This is a genomic window from Pseudomonas sp. MF09150, from assembly GCF_059862355.1.
In genome coordinates this window covers 358,693-376,505 of the sequence record NZ_JCBCUS010000002.1, presented here as the reverse complement: position 1 = coordinate 376,505, position 17,813 = coordinate 358,693, and the positions used below count along the sequence as shown (strand labels likewise).

At 62.1% G+C, this 17,813-nt stretch carries 18 protein-coding genes and 1 pseudogene; 8 read left to right on the top strand and 11 right to left on the bottom strand.

Annotation, left to right across the window (positions count from 1 at the left end):
- Positions 1-133: 133 nt before the first annotated feature.
- The 5 genes from AC19YX_RS11195 (at position 134) to AC19YX_RS11175 (ending at position 7,527) form a co-directional block, all read left to right on the top strand.
- A complete protein-coding gene (locus AC19YX_RS11195; RefSeq protein WP_201129106.1) occupies positions 134-1,951 on the top strand; it encodes a glucan biosynthesis protein in 1,818 nt (605 codons plus the stop codon).
- Positions 1,944-4,514 carry a glucans biosynthesis glucosyltransferase MdoH gene (mdoH, locus tag AC19YX_RS11190; protein ID WP_078469426.1) on the top strand — a complete coding sequence of 857 codons (2,571 nt, stop codon included), beginning with the start codon at positions 1,944-1,946 and terminating at the stop codon, positions 4,512-4,514. The genes AC19YX_RS11195 and mdoH overlap by 8 nt, the downstream gene beginning before the upstream one ends.
- 385 nt (positions 4,515-4,899) lie before the next feature.
- Positions 4,900-5,697 (top strand): transporter substrate-binding domain-containing protein, encoded by a 798-nt coding sequence (locus tag AC19YX_RS11185; RefSeq protein WP_421548912.1) that lies wholly within the window; start codon positions 4,900-4,902, stop codon positions 5,695-5,697.
- A gap of 143 nt (positions 5,698-5,840) precedes the next feature.
- The gene (locus AC19YX_RS11180) at positions 5,841-6,800 is read left to right on the top strand and encodes an amino acid ABC transporter permease (RefSeq protein ID WP_078469428.1); all 960 of its coding nucleotides are present in this window, start codon (positions 5,841-5,843) and stop codon (positions 6,798-6,800) included.
- The gene (locus AC19YX_RS11175; protein ID WP_500606250.1) at positions 6,793-7,527 is read left to right on the top strand and encodes an amino acid ABC transporter ATP-binding protein; all 735 of its coding nucleotides are present in this window, start codon (positions 6,793-6,795) and stop codon (positions 7,525-7,527) included. The genes AC19YX_RS11180 and AC19YX_RS11175 overlap by 8 nt, the downstream gene beginning before the upstream one ends.
- Before the next feature lie 132 nt (positions 7,528-7,659).
- Here the strand turns inward: AC19YX_RS11175 and AC19YX_RS11170 are convergent, their stop codons facing one another.
- The 11 genes and pseudogenes from AC19YX_RS11170 to ubiE form a co-directional block, all read right to left on the bottom strand.
- Positions 7,660-8,373, bottom strand: coding sequence for a methyl-accepting chemotaxis protein (locus tag AC19YX_RS11170; RefSeq protein ID WP_371106547.1), 714 nt, complete (start codon positions 8,371-8,373; stop codon positions 7,660-7,662).
- Between the two features lie 141 nt (positions 8,374-8,514).
- Positions 8,515-9,465: pseudogene (locus tag AC19YX_RS11165) on the bottom strand (methyl-accepting chemotaxis protein); the annotation flags it as partial.
- 256 nt (positions 9,466-9,721) lie between these two features.
- Positions 9,722-10,429 carry a 16S rRNA (uracil(1498)-N(3))-methyltransferase gene (locus AC19YX_RS11160; protein WP_500606249.1) on the bottom strand — a complete coding sequence of 236 codons (708 nt, stop codon included), beginning with the start codon at positions 10,427-10,429 and terminating at the stop codon, positions 9,722-9,724.
- Complete coding sequence (gene tatC / locus AC19YX_RS11155; protein ID WP_078469432.1) at positions 10,426-11,220, bottom strand: twin-arginine translocase subunit TatC; 795 nt, start codon at positions 11,218-11,220, stop codon at positions 10,426-10,428. The genes AC19YX_RS11160 and tatC overlap by 4 nt, the downstream gene beginning before the upstream one ends.
- Positions 11,217-11,672, bottom strand: a complete 456-nt coding sequence (gene tatB, locus AC19YX_RS11150) for a Sec-independent protein translocase protein TatB (RefSeq protein WP_500606248.1) — start codon at positions 11,670-11,672, stop codon at positions 11,217-11,219. The genes tatC and tatB overlap by 4 nt, the downstream gene beginning before the upstream one ends.
- Before the next feature lie 10 nt (positions 11,673-11,682).
- Positions 11,683-11,964: a twin-arginine translocase TatA/TatE family subunit gene (locus AC19YX_RS11145; protein WP_078469434.1), complete on the bottom strand. Its 282-nt coding sequence runs from the start codon at positions 11,962-11,964 to the stop codon at positions 11,683-11,685.
- Between the two features lie 27 nt (positions 11,965-11,991).
- A complete protein-coding gene (locus AC19YX_RS11140) occupies positions 11,992-12,324 on the bottom strand; it encodes a phosphoribosyl-ATP diphosphatase (protein WP_020299481.1) in 333 nt (110 codons plus the stop codon).
- A 2-nt stretch (positions 12,325-12,326) separates the two neighbouring features.
- A complete protein-coding gene (gene hisI, locus AC19YX_RS11135; RefSeq protein ID WP_201129112.1) occupies positions 12,327-12,719 on the bottom strand; it encodes a phosphoribosyl-AMP cyclohydrolase in 393 nt (130 codons plus the stop codon).
- An 80-nt stretch (positions 12,720-12,799) separates the two neighbouring features.
- Positions 12,800-14,404 (bottom strand): ubiquinone biosynthesis regulatory protein kinase UbiB, encoded by a 1,605-nt coding sequence (ubiB, locus tag AC19YX_RS11130; protein WP_201129113.1) that lies wholly within the window; start codon positions 14,402-14,404, stop codon positions 12,800-12,802.
- The gene (locus AC19YX_RS11125; RefSeq protein WP_078469437.1) at positions 14,401-15,024 is read right to left on the bottom strand and encodes a ubiquinone biosynthesis accessory factor UbiJ; all 624 of its coding nucleotides are present in this window, start codon (positions 15,022-15,024) and stop codon (positions 14,401-14,403) included. The genes ubiB and AC19YX_RS11125 overlap by 4 nt, the downstream gene beginning before the upstream one ends.
- Positions 15,024-15,794, bottom strand: coding sequence for a bifunctional demethylmenaquinone methyltransferase/2-methoxy-6-polyprenyl-1,4-benzoquinol methylase UbiE (gene ubiE, locus AC19YX_RS11120; RefSeq protein WP_020299477.1), 771 nt, complete (start codon positions 15,792-15,794; stop codon positions 15,024-15,026). The genes AC19YX_RS11125 and ubiE overlap by 1 nt, the downstream gene beginning before the upstream one ends.
- A gap of 155 nt (positions 15,795-15,949) precedes the next feature.
- Between ubiE and AC19YX_RS11115 the strand changes: the two genes are divergently transcribed.
- The 3 genes from AC19YX_RS11115 (at position 15,950) to AC19YX_RS11105 (ending at position 17,796) form a co-directional block, all read left to right on the top strand.
- Positions 15,950-16,225: a polyhydroxyalkanoic acid system family protein gene (locus AC19YX_RS11115; protein WP_078469438.1), complete on the top strand. Its 276-nt coding sequence runs from the start codon at positions 15,950-15,952 to the stop codon at positions 16,223-16,225.
- A gap of 208 nt (positions 16,226-16,433) precedes the next feature.
- Positions 16,434-16,856: a phasin family protein gene (locus tag AC19YX_RS11110; protein ID WP_020299475.1), complete on the top strand. Its 423-nt coding sequence runs from the start codon at positions 16,434-16,436 to the stop codon at positions 16,854-16,856.
- A 10-nt stretch (positions 16,857-16,866) separates the two neighbouring features.
- Entirely contained in the window at positions 16,867-17,796 is a 930-nt protein-coding gene (locus tag AC19YX_RS11105) for a phasin family protein (protein WP_078469439.1), read from the top strand.
- Positions 17,797-17,813: the final 17 nt, after the last annotated feature.

The following is a 17,813-nucleotide window of genomic DNA, read 5'->3' as shown; positions in this document are numbered from 1 at the left end:
GACTTAGGTAGAGACTTGTCCGTGACCGCTTGGGGAATCATTTCGCCCCATCGGAGTCGGAACAATGCTCGCCAACCTGGCATATAGATAGCTGGCCGTTGGTTTTTTGATCTGTTTTCGGCGAGGGTTGCTCGTGATTGTTAGTCCCTGTAATGCACCAAAATTGTCTGCCAAACGGTTACGAAACGCGCTGCTGACAGGCTCTGCCCTGCTTTGCCTGCTTGGCGCCGGTCCGCTCATGGCTTTCAATCTGGATGATGTATCGGCCAAAGCCAAAGAGCTGGCCGGGCAGAAGTACGAGGCCCCGCGCAGTAACCTGCCGAACGAATTTCGTGACATGAAGTTCGCGGATTATCAAAAAATCCGCTTCCTCACTGAAAAAGCTGAGTGGGCCAATCAGAAAACCCCCTTCAAGCTGTCGTTCTATCACCAGGGCATGCACTTCGATACGCCGGTGAAAATCAACGAAATCACGGCCAACACCGTCGAAGAGATCAAATACGACCCAAGTCGCTTCGACTTCGGCGACGTCAAGTTCGATCCCAAGGCCACCGAGAAGCTGGGTTATGCCGGTTTCCGTGTGCTGTACCCGATCAACAAGGCCGACAAGCAAGACGAGATCATGACCATGCTCGGCGCGAGCTACTTCCGCGTTGTGGGCAAGGGCCATACCTACGGCTTGTCCGCCCGTGGCCTGGCGATCGATACCGCCTTGCCTTCCGGCGAAGAGTTCCCGCGTTTCAGCGAGTTCTGGATCCAGCAACCCAAGCCGACCGACAAGCACCTGGTGATCTACGCCCTGCTGGACTCGCCGCGTGCAGCCGGTGCCTACCGCCTGACCCTGCGTCCGGGCAGCGACACCATCGTCGACGTCAAGGCCAAAGTGTTCCTGCGGGACAAGGTCGGCAAGCTGGGCATCGCCCCGCTGACCAGCATGTTCCTGTTCGGCGCCAACCAGCCGTCCAAGGTCCTCAACTACCGTCGCGAGTTGCATGACTCCAGCGGCCTGTCGATCCATGCCGGCAATGGCGAGTGGATCTGGCGCCCGCTGAACAACCCGAAACACCTGGCTGTGAGCAACTTCTCGGTCGAAAACCCGCGTGGTTTCGGCTTGCTGCAACGTGGCCGTGACTTCAGCCACTACGAAGACCTCGATGACCGCTACGACAAGCGTCCAAGCGCGTGGATCGAGCCGAAAGGCGATTGGGGCAAGGGCACCGTCGATCTGGTAGAGATCCCGACTGCCGATGAAACCAACGACAACATCGTTGCCTTCTGGAGCCCGGAGAAACAGCCGGAGCCGGGCCAGGCCTTTGATTTCGCCTACCGCCTGCACTGGACCATCGACGAAGCCGCCCTGCATTCGCCGGACAGCGCCTGGGTCGAGCAGACCCTGCGTTCCACAGGTGACGTCAAGCAGTCGAACCTGATCCGTCAGCCGGACGGCAGCGTGGCGTACCTGGTGGACTTCCAGGGCCCATCCCTGGCGGCCCTGCCGGAAGATGCCGAAGTGCGCAGCCAGGTCAGCGTTGGCGATAACGCCGAGCTGGTCGAAAACAGCGTGCGCTACAACCCTGAAACCAAAGGCTGGCGCCTGACCCTGCGGATGAAAATCAAGGACGCAGGCAAGTCCACCGAGATGCGTGCGGCGCTGGTGAGAAACGTGGCTCCGGCCGAACCTGCCAAGTCGACCCTGCCGGCATCCAATTCTTCCGTGGCCAAGGCTGACAAGATTGCCGCCAAGCAACAGGAGAAGAAGGACAAGGAAGCCAAGCTGGCCGAGGCCAAGCAAGCTGACGCCAAGCCGGCCAAAGACGCCAAGGACGCCAAGGACAACAAAGACGCGAAGCAGCCTGTCGCTGCCGATGCCGCCCCAGCCACACCGGAATCTGTCCCGACTGAGCAAGTCCTGACCGAGACCTGGAGCTATCAGTTGCCTGCCGATGAGTAACTCTCAAGTACAGCCAGAGACTCTCGCCGAGTACCTGGCGCACCTGCCAATGACGGACGAGCAGCGCGCTGAACTGGCGGGTTGCCAGTCTTTCAGCGAGCTGCACCAGCGGCTGTCGTCTGCAACCTTCGATGCCCCTGCCGATGCCGCCCAGGCGTCGGTCGGCCGGCGTCTGACCCTGAGCACCGCCGAAGAGCTGGAGGACGCCGAAATGCTGGCGCTCGATGCCAGCGGCCGGGTGTGCCTCAAGGCCACGCCGCCGATCCGTCGCACCAAGGTGGTTCCGGAGCCGTGGCGCACCAACATTCTGGTCCGTGGCTGGCGGCGCCTGACCGGGCGCACCAACCCGCCGGCGCCACCCAAGGATGAGCGGGTGCTCCCGGCGGCGCGCTGGCGTACCGTGGGCTCGATCCGCCGTTACATCCTGCTGGTGCTGATGCTCGGCCAGACCATCGTCGCCGGCTGGTACATGAAAGGCATCATGCCGTACCAGGGCTGGGCCTTCGTCGACCTGGAAGAAGTCCTGCACCAACCCTTGATGCAGACCGCAACCCAGGTGCTGCCGTATGCGCTGCAGACCAGCATCCTGATCCTGTTCGGGATTCTGTTCTGCTGGGTTTCGGCGGGCTTCTGGACCGCGCTGATGGGCTTCCTCGAGTTGCTCACCGGGCATGACAAATACCGTATCTCCGGCGCCAGTGCCGGTGACGAGCCGATCCCTCGGGACGCGCGTACCGCTCTGGTCATGCCGATCTGCAACGAAGACGTGCCGCGGGTATTCGCCGGTTTGCGAGCGACTTTCGAGTCGGTTGCCGCCACGGGTGACCTCGACCGCTTCGACTTTTTCGTGCTCAGCGACAGTAACGATGCCGATATCTGCATCGCCGAACAGCAGGCGTGGCTGGATGTGTGCCGTGAAGCCAAGGGCTTCGGCAAGATCTTCTATCGTCGCCGTCGTCGCCGGGTCAAACGCAAGAGCGGCAACCTCGACGACTTCTGCCGTCGCTGGGGCGGCGACTACAAGTACATGGTGGTGCTCGACGCCGACAGCGTGATGAGCGGTGAATGCCTGACCAGCCTGGTGCGCTTGATGGAAGCCACGCCGGACGCCGGGATCATTCAGACCGCGCCACGGGCTTCGGGAATGGACACGCTGTATGCGCGCATGCAGCAGTTCGCGACCCGGGTCTACGGCCCGCTGTTCACCGCCGGCCTGCACTTCTGGCAGTTGGGTGAGTCCCACTACTGGGGCCACAACGCGATCATCCGTATGCAGCCGTTCATCGAGCATTGCGCCCTGGCGCCTTTGCCGGGCAAAGGTGCGTTCGCCGGTGCGATTCTTTCCCACGACTTCGTCGAAGCTGCGCTGATGCGCCGTGCCGGCTGGGGTGTGTGGATTGCCTACGACCTGCCGGGCAGCTATGAAGAACTGCCGCCGAACCTGCTGGACGAACTCAAGCGTGACCGTCGCTGGTGCCACGGCAACCTGATGAACTTCCGCCTGTTCCTGGTAAAAGGCATGCACCCGGTGCACCGCGCGGTGTTCCTCACTGGCGTGATGTCCTACCTGTCGGCGCCCTTGTGGTTCTTCTTCCTGGTGTTGTCCACCGCCCTGCTGGCAGTGAACACGCTGATGGAGCCGCAGTACTTCATGGAGCCGCGCCAACTGTACCCGCTGTGGCCGCAATGGCACCCGGACAAGGCCGTGGCCCTGTTCTCGACCACCATCGTGCTGCTGTTCCTGCCCAAGTTGCTGAGCATCATCCTGATCTGGGCCAAGGGCGCGAAAGAGTTCGGCGGCAAGTTCAAGGTGACCCTGTCGATGCTGCTGGAGATGCTGTTCTCCATGCTGCTGGCGCCGGTGCGGATGATTTTCCACACCCGCTTCGTTCTGGCCGCGTTCCTCGGCTGGGCTGCGACCTGGAACTCGCCACAGCGTGACGACGACTCCACGCCGTGGAGCGAGGCGGTCAAGCGCCACGGTCCGCAGACCTTGCTGGGTTTCTTCTGGGCATTGCTGGTGGTGTGGCTGAACCCGAGCTTCCTGTGGTGGCTGGTGCCGATTGTCGGTTCGCTGATGCTGTCGATCCCGGTGTCGGTGATCTCCAGCCGTGTCGGCCTGGGCCTGAAGTCCCGTGACGAGAGCCTGTTCCTGATCCCCGAGGAATACAATCCGCCGCAGGCCTTGCTGGCAACTGATCAGTACACCCACGAAAACCGCTGGCACGCCCTCAACGACGGCTTTATCCGTGCCGTGGTCGACCCGCAGCAGAACGCCCTGGCGTGTGCGCTGGCGACCTCCCGTCACGGTCAGGCCGAGCCGATCGAGTGGCTGCGTATCGAGCGCGTGCGGCATGCGCTGAAAGTCGGGCCGGCGGCCCTCAACAACAGCGAGCGCCTGGCGCTGTTGAGCGACCCGGTGGCTCTGGCCCGCCTGCATGAGCAGGTCTGGAGCGAAGGCCACGGTGAATGGCTCGGTGCCTGGCGCCAGTCGGTAGACGCCGACCCCCATGCCCCGCTGTTACCGTTGCAACCGCTGATCGCGGCCCCGCAACCGGCCTGACGCCAACGCCCTTGAGCTCCCACTCAAGGGCGTTTTACATTGCACCACCACCCTTCAACCCCGTAGCCGCTGCCGCAGGCTGCGCCGGCCGGTACTGGCGCCACCTCTTTTCCTGACACGCTCCGGCGCCCCATAGGGCCAGCGCCGCCCCGCGGGCTCGGCAGCAGCTACAGGTCATACTTTTTCTGGTGCTTCTGCGGTGCTCTCTGGGGCCTGCGTACGGGGTTGTCGTGCTGACAAAAAACCTTGTGCAAATGGCCGAGTGCGTTAGCATCGCTCCCGCAAATTCTTGCGCGTGAACGACAACGGCTTGATATCCGGAGATTTTCCTTCCGGCGCCAGTACGCGCAGGCATCACAATAAAATCGGTTCAGGGGACTTGAAGATGAAGAAGTATCTCTCGATGCTGCTGCTCGGCGTCAGCGCCTTGATGGCAGTCAACGCAGCCCAGGCGGGCGCCATCGACGACGCGGTCAAGCGCGGCACATTGAAAGTCGGCATGGACCCGACCTATATGCCGTTTGAAATGACCAACAAGCGTGGCGAGATCATCGGTTTTGAAGTCGACCTGCTCAAAGCCATGGCCAAGTCCATGGGCGTCAAGCTGGAGATGGTTTCCACCGGTTACGACGGCATCATCCCGGCCCTGCTGACCGACAAGTTCGACATGATCGGCAGCGGCATGACCCTGACCCAGGAACGCAACCTGCGCCTGAACTTCAGCGACCCCTTCATCGTGGTCGGCCAGACCCTGCTGATCCGCAAAGAACTCGAAGGCACTATCAAGTCCTATAAAGACCTGAACAGCGCCGACTACCGCATCACCTCCAAACTCGGCACCACCGGTGAGATGGTCGCCAAGAAGCTGATCGCCAAAGCCAAGTACCACGGTTACGACAATGAGCAGGAAGCGGTGCTCGACGTGGTCAACGGCAAGGCCGACGCCTTTATCTACGACGCCCCGTACAACGTGGTGGCGCTGGGCAAGGTCGGCAACGGCAAGCTTACGTTCCTTGATAAGCCGTTCACCTACGAGCCTCTGGCCTTCGGTCTGAAGAAGGGTGACTACGACAGCATCAACTTCATCAACAACTTCCTGCACCAGATCCACGAAGACGGCACCTACGATCGCATCCATGACAAGTGGTTCAAGAGCACCGAGTGGCTCAAGGACATGGAATAAGCACCCTGTAGCCAAGGCGCTGGTTTTCTTCGGGCCGCTTGCGGTTCCGCCAGCGCCGTCGCCGCGCCCCGCTCTTTGACCAAGGCGGCGTCCCCCTACCGTTGTGGGGTGCTGTCCTTTGATCGCTATGGATTCACCGACCCATGAAGCAGAAAAAAGCCCAGTGGCCCTGGCACATCCTGACCGTACTGGTCCTGATCGGCCTGGCCGGCGCCTTGTATTACGCCACCTCGCTGATGTCTTACGAATGGCGCTGGAACCGCGTACCGCAGTATTTCGTCTACCAGGCTGAAGAGCCCCAGCGCGCCGCGGAGGTTTCCACCGTCAGCCAGCTGGTGCGCAAGGGCGATACGTTCGAGGTCTCCCTGCGCAACGACGGCGGCAACGAGCAGGTGCTGACGGTCGATGCGACCAGCCTGCAAGTGGCCAATGGCGACGATGTGGGCGAGGGCGATGTGATTGGCATGACTTACCACTGGGCGGCCGGGCCGCTGTTGTGGGGGCTGTGGACCACCTTGTGGCTGTCGGTGGTGTCCGGCGTGCTCGGGCTGCTGATCGGCCTGGCAACGGGCCTGTGCCGGCTGTCGAGCAACCCGACCCTGCGTGATCTGTCGACGATTTATGTCGAGTTGGTACGGGGCACGCCGCTGCTGGTGCAGATTTTCATTTTCTACTTCTTTATCGGCACCGTGCTCAATCTGTCCCGGGAGTTCGCCGGGATTGCCGCACTGTCGCTGTTCACCGGCGCCTATGTGGCGGAAATCATTCGCGCCGGGGTGCAGTCCATTGCCCGCGGGCAGAACGAAGCCGCGCGCTCCCTGGGCTTGAGCGGTGGCCAGTCGATGCGCCATGTGGTGCTGCCGCAGGCGCTCAAGCGCGTGCTGCCGCCGTTGGCCGGGCAGTTCATCAGCCTTGTCAAGGACACCTCGCTGGTCTCGGTGATCGCCATTACCGAACTGCTCAAGAGCGGCCGCGAGGTGATCACCACCTCGTTCTCGCCGTTCGAGATCCTGTTCTGCGTGGCCGGTCTTTATCTGTTGATCAACCTGCCGCTGTCGAAAATCGCCAGCCGGCTTGAGCGGAGGCTCGCGCAAAGTGATTGAAGTCCGCGATCTGGTAAAAGTCTTCGACACCCGCGGCCAAGTGGTGCGCGCGGTGGATAACGTCACCACCCAGGTGGCCCGTGGCGAAGTGCTGGTGGTGATCGGCCCGTCCGGCTCCGGCAAATCGACCTTCCTGCGTTGCCTCAATGGCCTGGAGGAATTCGACTCTGGCTCGGTGAGCATCGACGGCCTGCAACTGGCCGACCCCAAGACCGATGTGAACGCCTACCGCCGGGAAGTGGGCATGGTGTTCCAGCACTTCAACTTGTTTCCGCACATGACGGTGCTGGAAAACCTGTGCCTGGCGCAGAAAGTGGTGCGCAAGCGCGGCAAGAAAGAGCGCGAGACCAAGGCCCTGGCGCTGCTGGAAAAAGTCGGTATTGCGCAGAAGGCCAATGAGTTTCCGTCACGTCTGTCCGGCGGCCAGCAGCAGCGCGTGGCGATTGCCCGGGCGCTGGCGATGGAGCCCAAGGTCATGCTGTTCGATGAGCCGACCTCGGCCCTGGACCCGGAAATGGTCGGCGAAGTGCTGGACGTGATGAAAACCCTGGCCCTGGAAGGCATGACTATGGTCTGCGTGACCCACGAAATGGGCTTCGCCCGGGAAGTGGCGGACCGGGTGCTGTTTTTCGACCACGGCAAACTGCTGGAAGACGCCGCGCCGGCGGCGTTCTTCGACGCCCCCCAGGACCCCCGGGCCCAGGCCTTCTTGCGCCAGGTGCTGTAGCCGCTCCTGATTCACTCGGCCCCGAGCGCAACCTGCTGGCAGCGGCTACAAATGTAGCCGCCGCCGAGGGACGAGGCTGCGCTGGCCATCCCTGACACACCCGCTCACCTGCTAGGCCGTTGCGGCTACCGGTCAGACCCGAAAGCGCCCCACCAGGCTTTGCAGGTGGATGCCCAGGCGCGCCAGTTCGGCGCTGGAGGCGGCGGTTTCTTCGCTGGCGGCGGAGGTCTGCTCGGAAACGTCACGCACGTTCAGCACGCTGCGGTTGATCTCTTCGGCCACGGCGCTTTGCTGCTCGGCGGCGGTGGCGATCTGTTGGTTCATGGCCTGGATCGCCGACACCGTACGGGTGATGTTCTCCAGGGCTCCGCCGGCACGCCGGGTCAGCTCGACGCTGCTTTCGGTCAGGCCACGGCTGTTGTCCATGATGGTTGCCACCTGCTGAGTGCCGCTTTGCAGGCCGACGATAAGCTCCTCGATCTCCTCGGTGGACTTCTGTGTGCGCTGGGCCAGGCTGCGCACCTCGTCGGCCACCACCGCAAAACCACGGCCGGCTTCCCCGGCACGAGCGGCTTCGATGGCGGCATTGAGCGCCAGCAGATTGGTCTGCTGGGCCACGGACTTGATCACATCCAGCACGCTGCCGATCTTGTCGCTCTCGTGCTTGAGGTGGCTCATGGCATCGGTGGAGTTGCCGACCTCGGTCGCCAGGCGCTCGATCTGGGCGATGGCTTCGCTGACCACCCGATCACCCTCACGGGCCTGTTGATCTGCAGCCACAGCGGCCTCGGAGGCCTCCTCGGCGTTACGCGCGACCTCTTGCACGGTAGCCGCCATCTCATTCATGGCGGTGGCGACCTGGTCGGTCTCGACTTTCTGGTTATTGACCCCGGCGCTGGTCTGCTCGGTGACGGCCGACAGCTGCTCGGCGGCGCTGGCGATCTGGGTCACGCCATCGCCGATGCCGCCGATCAGCTCGCGCAGGCTCAGGGTCATGCGCTGCATGGCGCCTTGTAGCTGGCCCAGCTCATCACGGCGCTCGACGTTGAGGTTCTGGCTCAGATCCCCCGAGGCGACCCGCTCGGCGGCTTTCAGCGCCTGTTGCAGGGGAATGACGATCTGCCGGGTGATGCTCCACGCGGCGATCAGGCCAAAGAGCAGGGCCAGTGCGGTGACGATGATCAGTGTGTTCCGGGCCTGGGCCGCGTCGCTGTCGCGCTTGAGAGTCTGGGCGCTGGTGAGCTGCTTGCTCAGGTCCATCAGGCGCGTGCCTTGATCGGCCATGCGTTTGAGCGCTGCGGCACTGGCCACTTGCGAGTCTCGGAACTCGCTGACGGCGGCGCGATAGCCTTTGAGGGAGTCGGTGGCCTGTTGCAGGTTGGCGATATGTTGCTCAGGCAATCGGCTCGGCAGGCTGGCCAGGTTGCTCAGGGCGTTGTCGATGGCGTCCAGGGCCGGCTGCTCGGCATCGGCCTTGCCGCTGTAGGTGTAGCCACGCACCTGGAAGCGCGCCTGCTGGATCAGCTTGGAAAGATCGATGACGCTGTTGAACTGGGCGACGCTGTCGCCCTGCAGCAGGGATTTCTCGACCTCGGCAACCCGGGCCACGGCGTTGTCCGCGGTGGCCCCGAGTTTGCCGCGGGCGGCCTCACGGCTGTCGGTGGCACGGGTCATGTCGCTGAAAGCGGCCTTGTACTCGCCGACCGCTGCCAGCTGTTGGTCAATCAGGGTCAGGCTGTCGGATTGCTCCAGCATGCCGCGTGCAGTCTGCAAGCCGCTGTCGAGCTGCTTGAGCAGGTCGCTGACCGCCCCCGGGCCTTGTTCGCCGCGGCGCATTTCGTAATCCAGGCGCGCGGCACGCAGGTCCTTGGTCAATTCGTTGAGGCTGGAGATGTAGCCGAGCTTGTCGCCACGCTCGATCACGCTGCCCAGGCCCATCCAGCCGGTGGCGGTGATCAGCAGGGTCAGGAGCAGCACCAGGCCGAAGCCAAAGCCCAGTTTTTTATTGACGCTTACATTCCCCAGGGTTTGGGCGAGCCAGCGGTACATGGTGTGAACTCCCTTTTTTGCCGATTGGGTTTATCCATACGCTATCGGCGGGCACGGGCGTTCCTGTAGGCAACGGCCTGCCGACAATGGCGCAATAGAGGGGGTAGCGCTGGATGCAAGGCGCCGGCGAGCACCTGCTCGAGCCTCAGAACAAGCGGGCGAGCAGGGCGGTGACGGCGGTTTCGACGCGCAGGATGCGTTCGCCGAGCTGTACCGGCTGCAGGCCGGCCTTGCCCAGCAAGTCGATTTCGTAGGGGATCCAGCCGCCTTCGGGGCCGATGGCCAGGGTCACCGGCTCGTCCAGCCCGCGTGGGCAGGCCGGGTAGGGGCCCGGGTGGCCGACCAGGCCTCGCGTGCCTTCAACCAGGCCAGGCAGGCGGTCTTCGACAAAGGGCTTGAAGCGTTTTTCGATCAGCACCTGCGGCAGCACAGTGTCCCGGGCCTGTTCAAGGCCGAGAATCAGCTGTTCGCGAATGGCCGCAGGTTCGAGGAAGGGGGTTTGCCAGAAGCTCTTTTCGACCCGGTAGCTGTTGACCAGGATCAGCCGTGGCACGCCCATGGCGGAAACGGTCTGCAGCACCCGACGCAGCATCTTCGGCCGGGGCAGGGCCAGCACCAGGGTCAGCGGCAGCTTGGCGGGCGGCGACAGGTCGAGGCTGACCCGCAGTTCGGCCTCATGGGCCTCCAGGCGCAGCAGTTCGGCCGAACCCATCGCGCCGTCGATGCGCCCGACCCGCAGGCTGTCACCGACCGCGGCGCGATGCACTTCCTGCATGTGGGTCAGGCGCCGATCCCGCAGGATCACGCGGTCCGGCGCGATGAAATCGGCCTCTTCGAGGAGCAGCAGGTTCACGCCTGGGTCGCTGGCGGCTGGTCGTTGTGATCGTCGGCCGGTTGATCGTCCACGTGGTCGCCACGCTTGCTGATCAGGCTGCCGAACAGGATGCCGATTTCAAACAGCAGCCACATGGGAACGGCCAGCAGTGTCTGCGAGAAAATGTCCGGCGGCGTGAGGATCATGCCAACCACGAAGCAGCCGATGATCACGTACGGGCGGATCTTCTTCAGGTATTTGACGTCGACCACGCCGATCCAGACCAGCAGCACCACGGCCACCGGGATCTCGAAGGCCACGCCAAAGGCGAAGAACAGGGTCATCACGAAATCGAGGTAGCTGGTGATGTCGGTCATCATTTCGACGCCGGCCGGAGTGGCGGCGGCAAAGAACTTGAAGATCAGCGGGAACACCAGGAAGTAGGCGAAGGCCATGCCGGTGTAGAACAGCATGATGCTCGACACCAGCAGCGGCACGGCGATGCGTTTTTCATGCTTGTACAGGCCCGGTGCGATAAAGCCCCAGATTTGATGCAGGATCACCGGGATCGCCAGAAACAGCGAGACCATCATGGTCAGCTTCAGCGGCGTCAGGAACGGCGAGGACACATCGGTGGCGATCATCGTCGCGCCCACCGGCAGGTACTGGCGCAGCGGCGTGGAGACGAAGGTGTAGATTTGCTGGGTGAAGGCGAACAGCCCGGCAAAGATCAGGAAGATCGCCGCGACGCAGCGCAACAGGCGGGTGCGCAACTCGGTGAGGTGCGACACCAGCGGCATGTGTTGGTCGTTTTCCGGAATATCGCTCATGGGGCTCGCGGCGGCAAAGTAGGGTCATGGGGCGCGGGCGTGGCTGGAGCCGCCGCGGCAGGTGCAGGTTCAGTCAGCGTCTGGGGCGTTGCCGGCTCGACGGGGCCGGTCGGTGCTGGCGCCGGGGCGCTGGCCACTGGCGGAGCGTCGCTCGCAGCCGGGGCCGGTTGTTCGGCCACCGGTGGTGGCGGGGTGGCTTCCAGCTGGGTCGGTGCCAGGATCTTCCGCGCTTCCTGCTCCAACGACAGAATGTGTTCGTTGTGCAGTTGCCGGCGAATCTCGTCGGCACCGATTTCCCGTTCAACTTCCTGTTTAATCGCGTTGAAGCTGCGCTTCAGGCGCCCGACCCAGAGACCGGCGGTCCGCGCAGCACCCGGCAGGCGCTCCGGGCCCAGGACCAGCAGGGCCACGAGGCCGACGAGCAGCAGTTCAGAGAAGCTGATACCAAACATTAGTCAGTGCTCACGAGTCTTTGCGGGTCGGCTCTTCGACTTTTTGGGCCTGCACGTCAATGGTGTGCGGTTGGCTCAGCGGCGCGGTGGTGTGTGGTTGCACCGGTGGCACGGGCTGCGCGGTCGGCGGTACCACAGGCTCGGCAGGCTTTTCATCGTCGTTCATGGCCTTGCGAAAGCCCTTGATCGATTCGCCGACATCAGTGCCCAGGTTCTTCAGTTTCTTGGTGCCGAATACCAGTACCACGACAACCAGGATGACGATCCAGTGTTTCCAGTCAAAAATGCCCATGCTGCGTTTTCCTCTCTAAAGTGTGGTTCAGGCGGATGGGCGCGAGGCCTTCTCGGCGTGCCCGGACAAACCGAAGCGACGATCCAGCTCATCGAGAACGGCCTGCGGATGCTGCCCCAGTTGGGCGAGCATGACCATACTGTGAAACCACAAATCGGCGGTTTCGTAGATCACATCGCTGCAGTCGCCACTGATGGCGGCGTCCTTGGCGGCGAGGATGGTTTCGACCGACTCTTCGCCCACTTTCTCCAGAATCTTGTTCAGACCCTTGTGGTACAGGCTGGCGACATAGGAACTGTCGGCCGCGGCCCCTTTGCGCTCTTCCAGCACCTGTGCCAGACGGTTCAGGGTGTCATTCATGTTCAGTGTCCTGCCGAATAAATCGCATGCGGGTCTTTGAGGACCGGTTCGACGGTCTTCCACTCGCCGTTCTGGTGAACGCGGTAGAAGCAGCTATGGCGGCCGGTGTGGCAGGCGATGTCGCCGACTTGCTCGACCATCAGGATGATCACGTCGGCGTCGCAGTCCAGGCGCATTTCGTGGAGCTTCTGCACGTGCCCGGACTCTTCGCCCTTGCGCCACAGTTTGCCGCGCGAACGTGACCAGTAAATGGCACGGTTCTCGGCGGCGGTCAGGCTCAGGGCCTCGCGGTTCATCCAGGCCATCATCAGCACGCGCCCGGTCTTGTGATCCTGGGCGATGGCCGGCACCAGGCCGTCAGCGTCCCATTTGATCTCGTCCAGCCAATCTTTCATCTTCGACTCCGACTACCAGGTTCAACCCGATGGTTGCGCCTCGGCGATTTGAACAGTTTGCCAGCCGACTGCGTCACTGGCTATCGGCGAACGACCAGATACAGGCCGACCGCAATCATGATTCCCGCCGGCCAGTGCCCCAGTTCGTTCAACGGGCCACCGACCGCGAGGATCGCGCCGCCGGCCAGATGGGCGCAGCCCAGCAGGCGCAGGAACCAGTCGTCCTTGCGCTGATGCCAGGGCGGCGGCGGATCCTTGGCGTGGGGTTGGGACATGCGTTCGAGCAGGTCGCGGGTCATGTTGGCCAGGTGCGGCAGTTGTTCGACCTGGCTGTGGAGGTTGCCCAGCAGGGTTTTCGGGCTGACCCGCTCGCGCATCCAGCGTTCGAGGAAAGGCTGCGCGGTGTTCCACAGGTCCAGGTCCGGGTACAGCTGGCGGCCCAGGCCCTCGATGTTGAGCAGGGTCTTTTGCAGCAGCACCAGTTGCGGCTGGACTTCCATATTGAAGCGCCGCGCCGTCTGGAACAGGCGCATCAGCACCTGGCCGAAGGAAATATCCTTTAACGGTTTTTCGAAGATCGGTTCGCACACGGTGCGGATCGCCGCTTCGAATTCGTTGAGTTTGGTTTCCGCCGGCACCCAGCCGGAGTCAATGTGCAACTGGGCCACGCGGCGGTAGTCGCGCTTGAAAAAGGCGAACAGGTTGCGCGCCAGGTAGTCCTGGTCCTCGGGCGTCAGGCTGCCGACGATGCCGCAGTCGATCGCTATGTATTGCGGGCTCCACGGGTTGACGGTGCTGACGAAAATGTTGCCCGGGTGCATGTCGGCGTGGAAGAAGCTGTCGCGGAACACCTGGGTGAAGAAAATCTCCACACCGCGCTCGGCAAGCATCTTCATGTCGGTGCGCTGGTCGGCCAGGGTCGCGAGGTCAGTGACCTGGATCCCGTAGATACGCTCCATCACCAGCACTTTGGGGCGGCACCAGTCCCAGTAGACCTGGGGCACATACAGCAGCGACGAGCCCTCGAAGTTGCGCTTGAGCTGGCTGGCGTTGGCCGCCTCGCGCAGCAGGTCGAGTTCGTCGTAGATGGTTTTTTCGTAGTCGCTGACCACGTCCACCGGGTGCAGCAGGCGTGCGTCGGCCGAGAGTTTTTCCGCAGTGCGGGCCAGGATGAACAGCCACGCCAGGTCCTGGGCGATGATCGGCTTGAGGCCCGGGCGGATGACCTTGACCACCACCTCTTCACCACTTTTGAGCTGCGCGGCGTGTACCTGCGCCACCGAAGCCGAGGCCAGGGGCTCGATATCAAAGCGACTGAAGACGTCGCTGATCTTCTTGCCCAACTGCTGCTCGATCAGCGCCACGGCCTTTTGCGAGTCGAACGGCGGCACGCGGTCCTGCAGGCGCATCAGTTCATCGGCGATGTCTTCGGGGAGCAGGTCGCGGCGGGTGGAGAGGATCTGCCCGAACTTGATAAAGATCGGCCCCAGGTCCTGCAGTGCCAGGCGCAAGCGCGCACCCCGGCTCAGCTCCAGCGGTTTGCGCGGCAGCCAGCGCCAGGGCAGGGCGTAGCGCAGGGCCAGGAGAAACCAGGGCAGGGGCAGGGCAAACAGCAGGTCATCGAGGCGGTAACGAATCACGACGCGCTGGATGCGCAACAAACGGCGGACGGCGAGCAGCTTCATGCGTTATCGCTTGGATCAAGGGATCGGGAAAGGCGCTCGAAGCGCGCCTCAAGACGTTCCAGGTCGAGTTTGATCTGGTCCAGCTCGCTAAACCGGGCTTCGGCTTCGCGCTGGCCTACCAGGGTGCGTGATTCTTCGGCCAGGTATTCACCCAGGTTCTGATTGAGGCTGGCGAACCCTTGCTGATACCAGCGGGCCCGGCTGCGCACATGGCCGCTGAACAGCGAGGTGGTGACCGGGCCAAGCCAGCGCGACAGCTCGTATTCCCAGTCCAGGTCGAGGTCCTGGAGGATCGCCGCCAGTTCCAGGAGCACGCCGCTGTCGCCTTCCAGCTCGACCTCGGGACCATGCAGGATTGTGGTCTTGTCTTTGCTCAGGGCCAGCTTTAGCAGGCTTGAGGCCGGGGCCCGCAAGGTGCAGTCGGCATCGGTGGCCCAGTGCGCGGCCAGCATCAGGCCTTCATCACTGGGCAGGATAAACAGCTGCAACGCCGGGTTGCGGCAGTCGACCGCGATCACCTTGCCGCTCAGTTGTTGCAGGCGCGGCAGGGCCGTGCTGTCGAGGCGCAGCACGCGATTGACGCCGAGTTCGACGCTGGCGAGCAGGCCGCTGAGCAACATCAGGGCTTGATGCCGCGATGCAGGGCGACGATGCCCGCGGTCATATTGTGGTAGGTCACGCGGTCGAAACCGGCCTCGACCATCATCGATTTCAGGGTTTCCTGATTCGGGTGCATGCGGATCGATTCGGCCAGGTAACGGTAGCTTTCCGAGTCATTGGTGATCAGCTTGCCCATCAACGGCATGAAGGCGAACGAATACGCGTCATAGGCCTTGGACATCAGCGCGTTGGTCGGCTTGGAGAACTCCAGCACCAGCAGGCGGCCACCGGGCTTGAGTACACGCAGCATCGAGCGCAGGGCGTCTTCCTTGTGGGTGACGTTGCGCAGGCCGAAGGCGATGGTCACGCAGTCGAAATGGTTGTCCGGGAACGGCAGTTTTTCTGCATCGGCCTGGACGAATTCGACATTGCCGGCCACACCGAGGTCCAGCAGACGGTCGCGACCGACCTTGAGCATGGATGCGTTGATATCAGCCAGTACTACCTGGCCGGTCGGGCCAACCAGGTGCGAGAACTTCTTAGTCAGGTCGCCAGTGCCACCGGCGATGTCCAATACGCGGTTGCCGCTGCGTACGCCCGACAGCTCGATGGCAAAGCGCTTCCACAAACGGTGCATCCCGCCCGACAGCAGGTCGTTCATCAGGTCGTACTTGGCGGCTACCGAGTGGAACACCTCAGCGACTTTTTCCGCCTTTTGGCTTTCTGGAACGTTCTTGAAGCCGAAGTGTGTGGTGGGTTCGGCATCGCTGCCTTTGCGCTGATCAGTCATATCGCTGTCACCAAAAGAGAATGCGGGACATTCTAATCCCGGTGGCGGCCTTTGTCTTGGCAAGGCTGAATGTAAGATAGTGCGCCGCCGAGACGTTTTGACGCAGCCACGGTCAAGATGCTTCAGGCAAGTCCCGATAAATCAGGAGTTATTTAATGGCCCGTATTACTGTTGAACGTGCCCATGGCCTGGGCAAGGAAGCAGCCCGTGAAAAGGCTGAGCAACTGGCGCAGAAACTGGCCGACCAATATGGCCTGGAACCCAAGTGGTCGGGCGACACCCTGAACCTCAAGCGTTCCGGAGTCAAAGGCACGGTGCACGTGGGCGAGGAGTTGATCCGGATTGATGTTGAACTGGGACTGTTGATGTCCGCCATGAGCGGCACCATCAAGTCGGAAATCGAAAAGGCTATGGATAAAGCTCTGGCCTGATTGTCTGTTACAGCAACTGGCTTGCCGGCCATCGCAGGCGTTGCAATGGCGCTGATTGAACACCACCGGTAAGCCAGCACCCCTATCAAGTTGCTTCACTGTTTTGTTGCAGTGGTTAGGGTGCCGATTCTAATTTTTCTCACTACTTTGTGCTTCAGCCCCATTTTCTGTGGGCAGTTCCTCCAACCTTCTGCGCGTGAGGTGCACCATGGCCAAAGTAATTCTGAAGAAAAAAGTTGATGTTTCGTCGACTGCTCTGAGTGAAGTCAAATCCTATGCCCGCAAGATCTGGCTGGCAGGCCTGGGTGCCTACGCCAAGGTCGGACAGGAAGGCAGCGAGTACTTCCAGGAACTCATCAAGGAAGGTCAAGTTGTTGAAAAGAAGGGCAAAAAAGTTGTGACTGAACAACTTGATGCTGCCAACAGTCAAATCGACAACGTCAAGGGTGATGTCACCAGTCTCAAAGGCAAAGTTGAAGTGCAACTGGATAAAGTCGAAAAGGCTTTTGACACGCGCGTCGCAAGTGCCTTGAATCGCATCGGCATTCCGTCTAAACATGACGTTGAGACACTCTCTGCTAAGCTCGATGAGCTGACGGCATTGCTCGAACGTGTCGCGCGTAAACATTAAGGAGAACGGGATGGCTGGTAAAAAGAATACTGAAAAAGAAGGCAGCTCGTGGATCGGGAAAGTCGAAGACTACTCCCGCAAAATCTGGCTTGCTGGTTTAGGCGTGTACTCGAAGATTGACACTGACGGCAGCAAACTCTTCGAGACCCTGGTCAAAGATGGCGAGAAAGCCGAGAAACTGACTAAAAGTGCGGTCGGCAAGAAAGTTGAATCCGCCAAGGATTCCGCCAGCTCTGCCAAGTCGCGTATCAGTGATGTCAAAGACCGTGCACTGGGCAAGTGGGACGAACTCGAAGGTGCGTTCGACAAGCGTCTGAACAGTGCCATCTCGCGCCTCGGCGTGCCAAGCCGCAATGAGGTCAAGGCCCTGCACAGCAAGGTCGATACCCTGACCAAGCAAATCGAAAAACTCACAGGTGCCAAGGTGGCGCCCGTTGCGGCTAAAACTGCAGCGGCCAAGCCGGCTGCCAAACCCGCCGCCAAGCCACTGGTCAAGGCTGCTGCTAAACCCGCTGCCAAGCCAGCTGCAAAACCTGCCGCCAAGACCGCAGCGGCTAAACCGGCAGCCAAACCTGCCGCCAAGACCGCCGCCGCGAAACCTGCCGCCAAACCCGCGGCCAAACCAGTAGCCGCCAAGCCGGCAGCCAAGCCAGCAGCTAAACCTGCTGCGAAGCCCGCCGCTAAAACAGCCGCCGCCAAACCGGCAGCTGCTGCCAAGCCTGCGGTCAAACCGGCAGCCAAGCCGGCCGCGGCGAAAAAGCCGGTAGCCAAGAAACCTGCTGCGGCCAAACCCGCCGCTCCAAAAGCAGCGGCGCCAAAGCCTGCTGTTGCAGCAAAACCTGCCGCCCCGGTCAGCCCAGCGAACTCCTCGTCGGCTCCGACCCCGGTTGCAACCCCGACTGCCGCGCCAACTCCAGTGACGCCAACCAGTCAAACCTGATCTTTTCAGGTTTTGCA

Excerpts from the sequence above, each read along its gene's own strand:
- AC19YX_RS11185 (WP_421548912.1), top strand. The coding sequence starts at position 4,900 with ATGAAGAAGTATCTCTCGATGCTGCTGCTCGGCGTCAGCGCCTTGATG.
- ubiE (WP_020299477.1), bottom strand. The coding sequence starts at position 15,794 with ATGACTGATCAGCGCAAAGGCAGCGATGCCGAACCCACCACACACTTC.
- AC19YX_RS11145 (WP_078469434.1), bottom strand. The coding sequence starts at position 11,964 with ATGGGCATTTTTGACTGGAAACACTGGATCGTCATCCTGGTTGTCGTG.
- tatC (WP_078469432.1), bottom strand. The coding sequence starts at position 11,220 with ATGAGCGATATTCCGGAAAACGACCAACACATGCCGCTGGTGTCGCAC.
- AC19YX_RS11140 (WP_020299481.1), bottom strand. The coding sequence starts at position 12,324 with ATGAATGACACCCTGAACCGTCTGGCACAGGTGCTGGAAGAGCGCAAA.
- AC19YX_RS11115 (WP_078469438.1), top strand. The coding sequence starts at position 15,950 with ATGGCCCGTATTACTGTTGAACGTGCCCATGGCCTGGGCAAGGAAGCA.
- AC19YX_RS11170 (WP_371106547.1), bottom strand. The coding sequence starts at position 8,373 with ATGAATGAGATGGCGGCTACCGTGCAAGAGGTCGCGCGTAACGCCGAG.
- hisI (WP_201129112.1), bottom strand. The coding sequence starts at position 12,719 with ATGAAAGATTGGCTGGACGAGATCAAATGGGACGCTGACGGCCTGGTG.
- AC19YX_RS11110 (WP_020299475.1), top strand. The coding sequence starts at position 16,434 with ATGGCCAAAGTAATTCTGAAGAAAAAAGTTGATGTTTCGTCGACTGCT.
- AC19YX_RS11180 (WP_078469428.1), top strand. The coding sequence starts at position 5,841 with ATGAAGCAGAAAAAAGCCCAGTGGCCCTGGCACATCCTGACCGTACTG.
- ubiB (WP_201129113.1), bottom strand. The coding sequence starts at position 14,404 with ATGAAGCTGCTCGCCGTCCGCCGTTTGTTGCGCATCCAGCGCGTCGTG.
- AC19YX_RS11105 (WP_078469439.1), top strand. The coding sequence starts at position 16,867 with ATGGCTGGTAAAAAGAATACTGAAAAAGAAGGCAGCTCGTGGATCGGG.
- AC19YX_RS11125 (WP_078469437.1), bottom strand. The coding sequence starts at position 15,024 with ATGTTGCTCAGCGGCCTGCTCGCCAGCGTCGAACTCGGCGTCAATCGC.
- mdoH (WP_078469426.1), top strand. The coding sequence starts at position 1,944 with ATGAGTAACTCTCAAGTACAGCCAGAGACTCTCGCCGAGTACCTGGCG.
- tatB (WP_500606248.1), bottom strand. The coding sequence starts at position 11,672 with ATGTTTGGTATCAGCTTCTCTGAACTGCTGCTCGTCGGCCTCGTGGCC.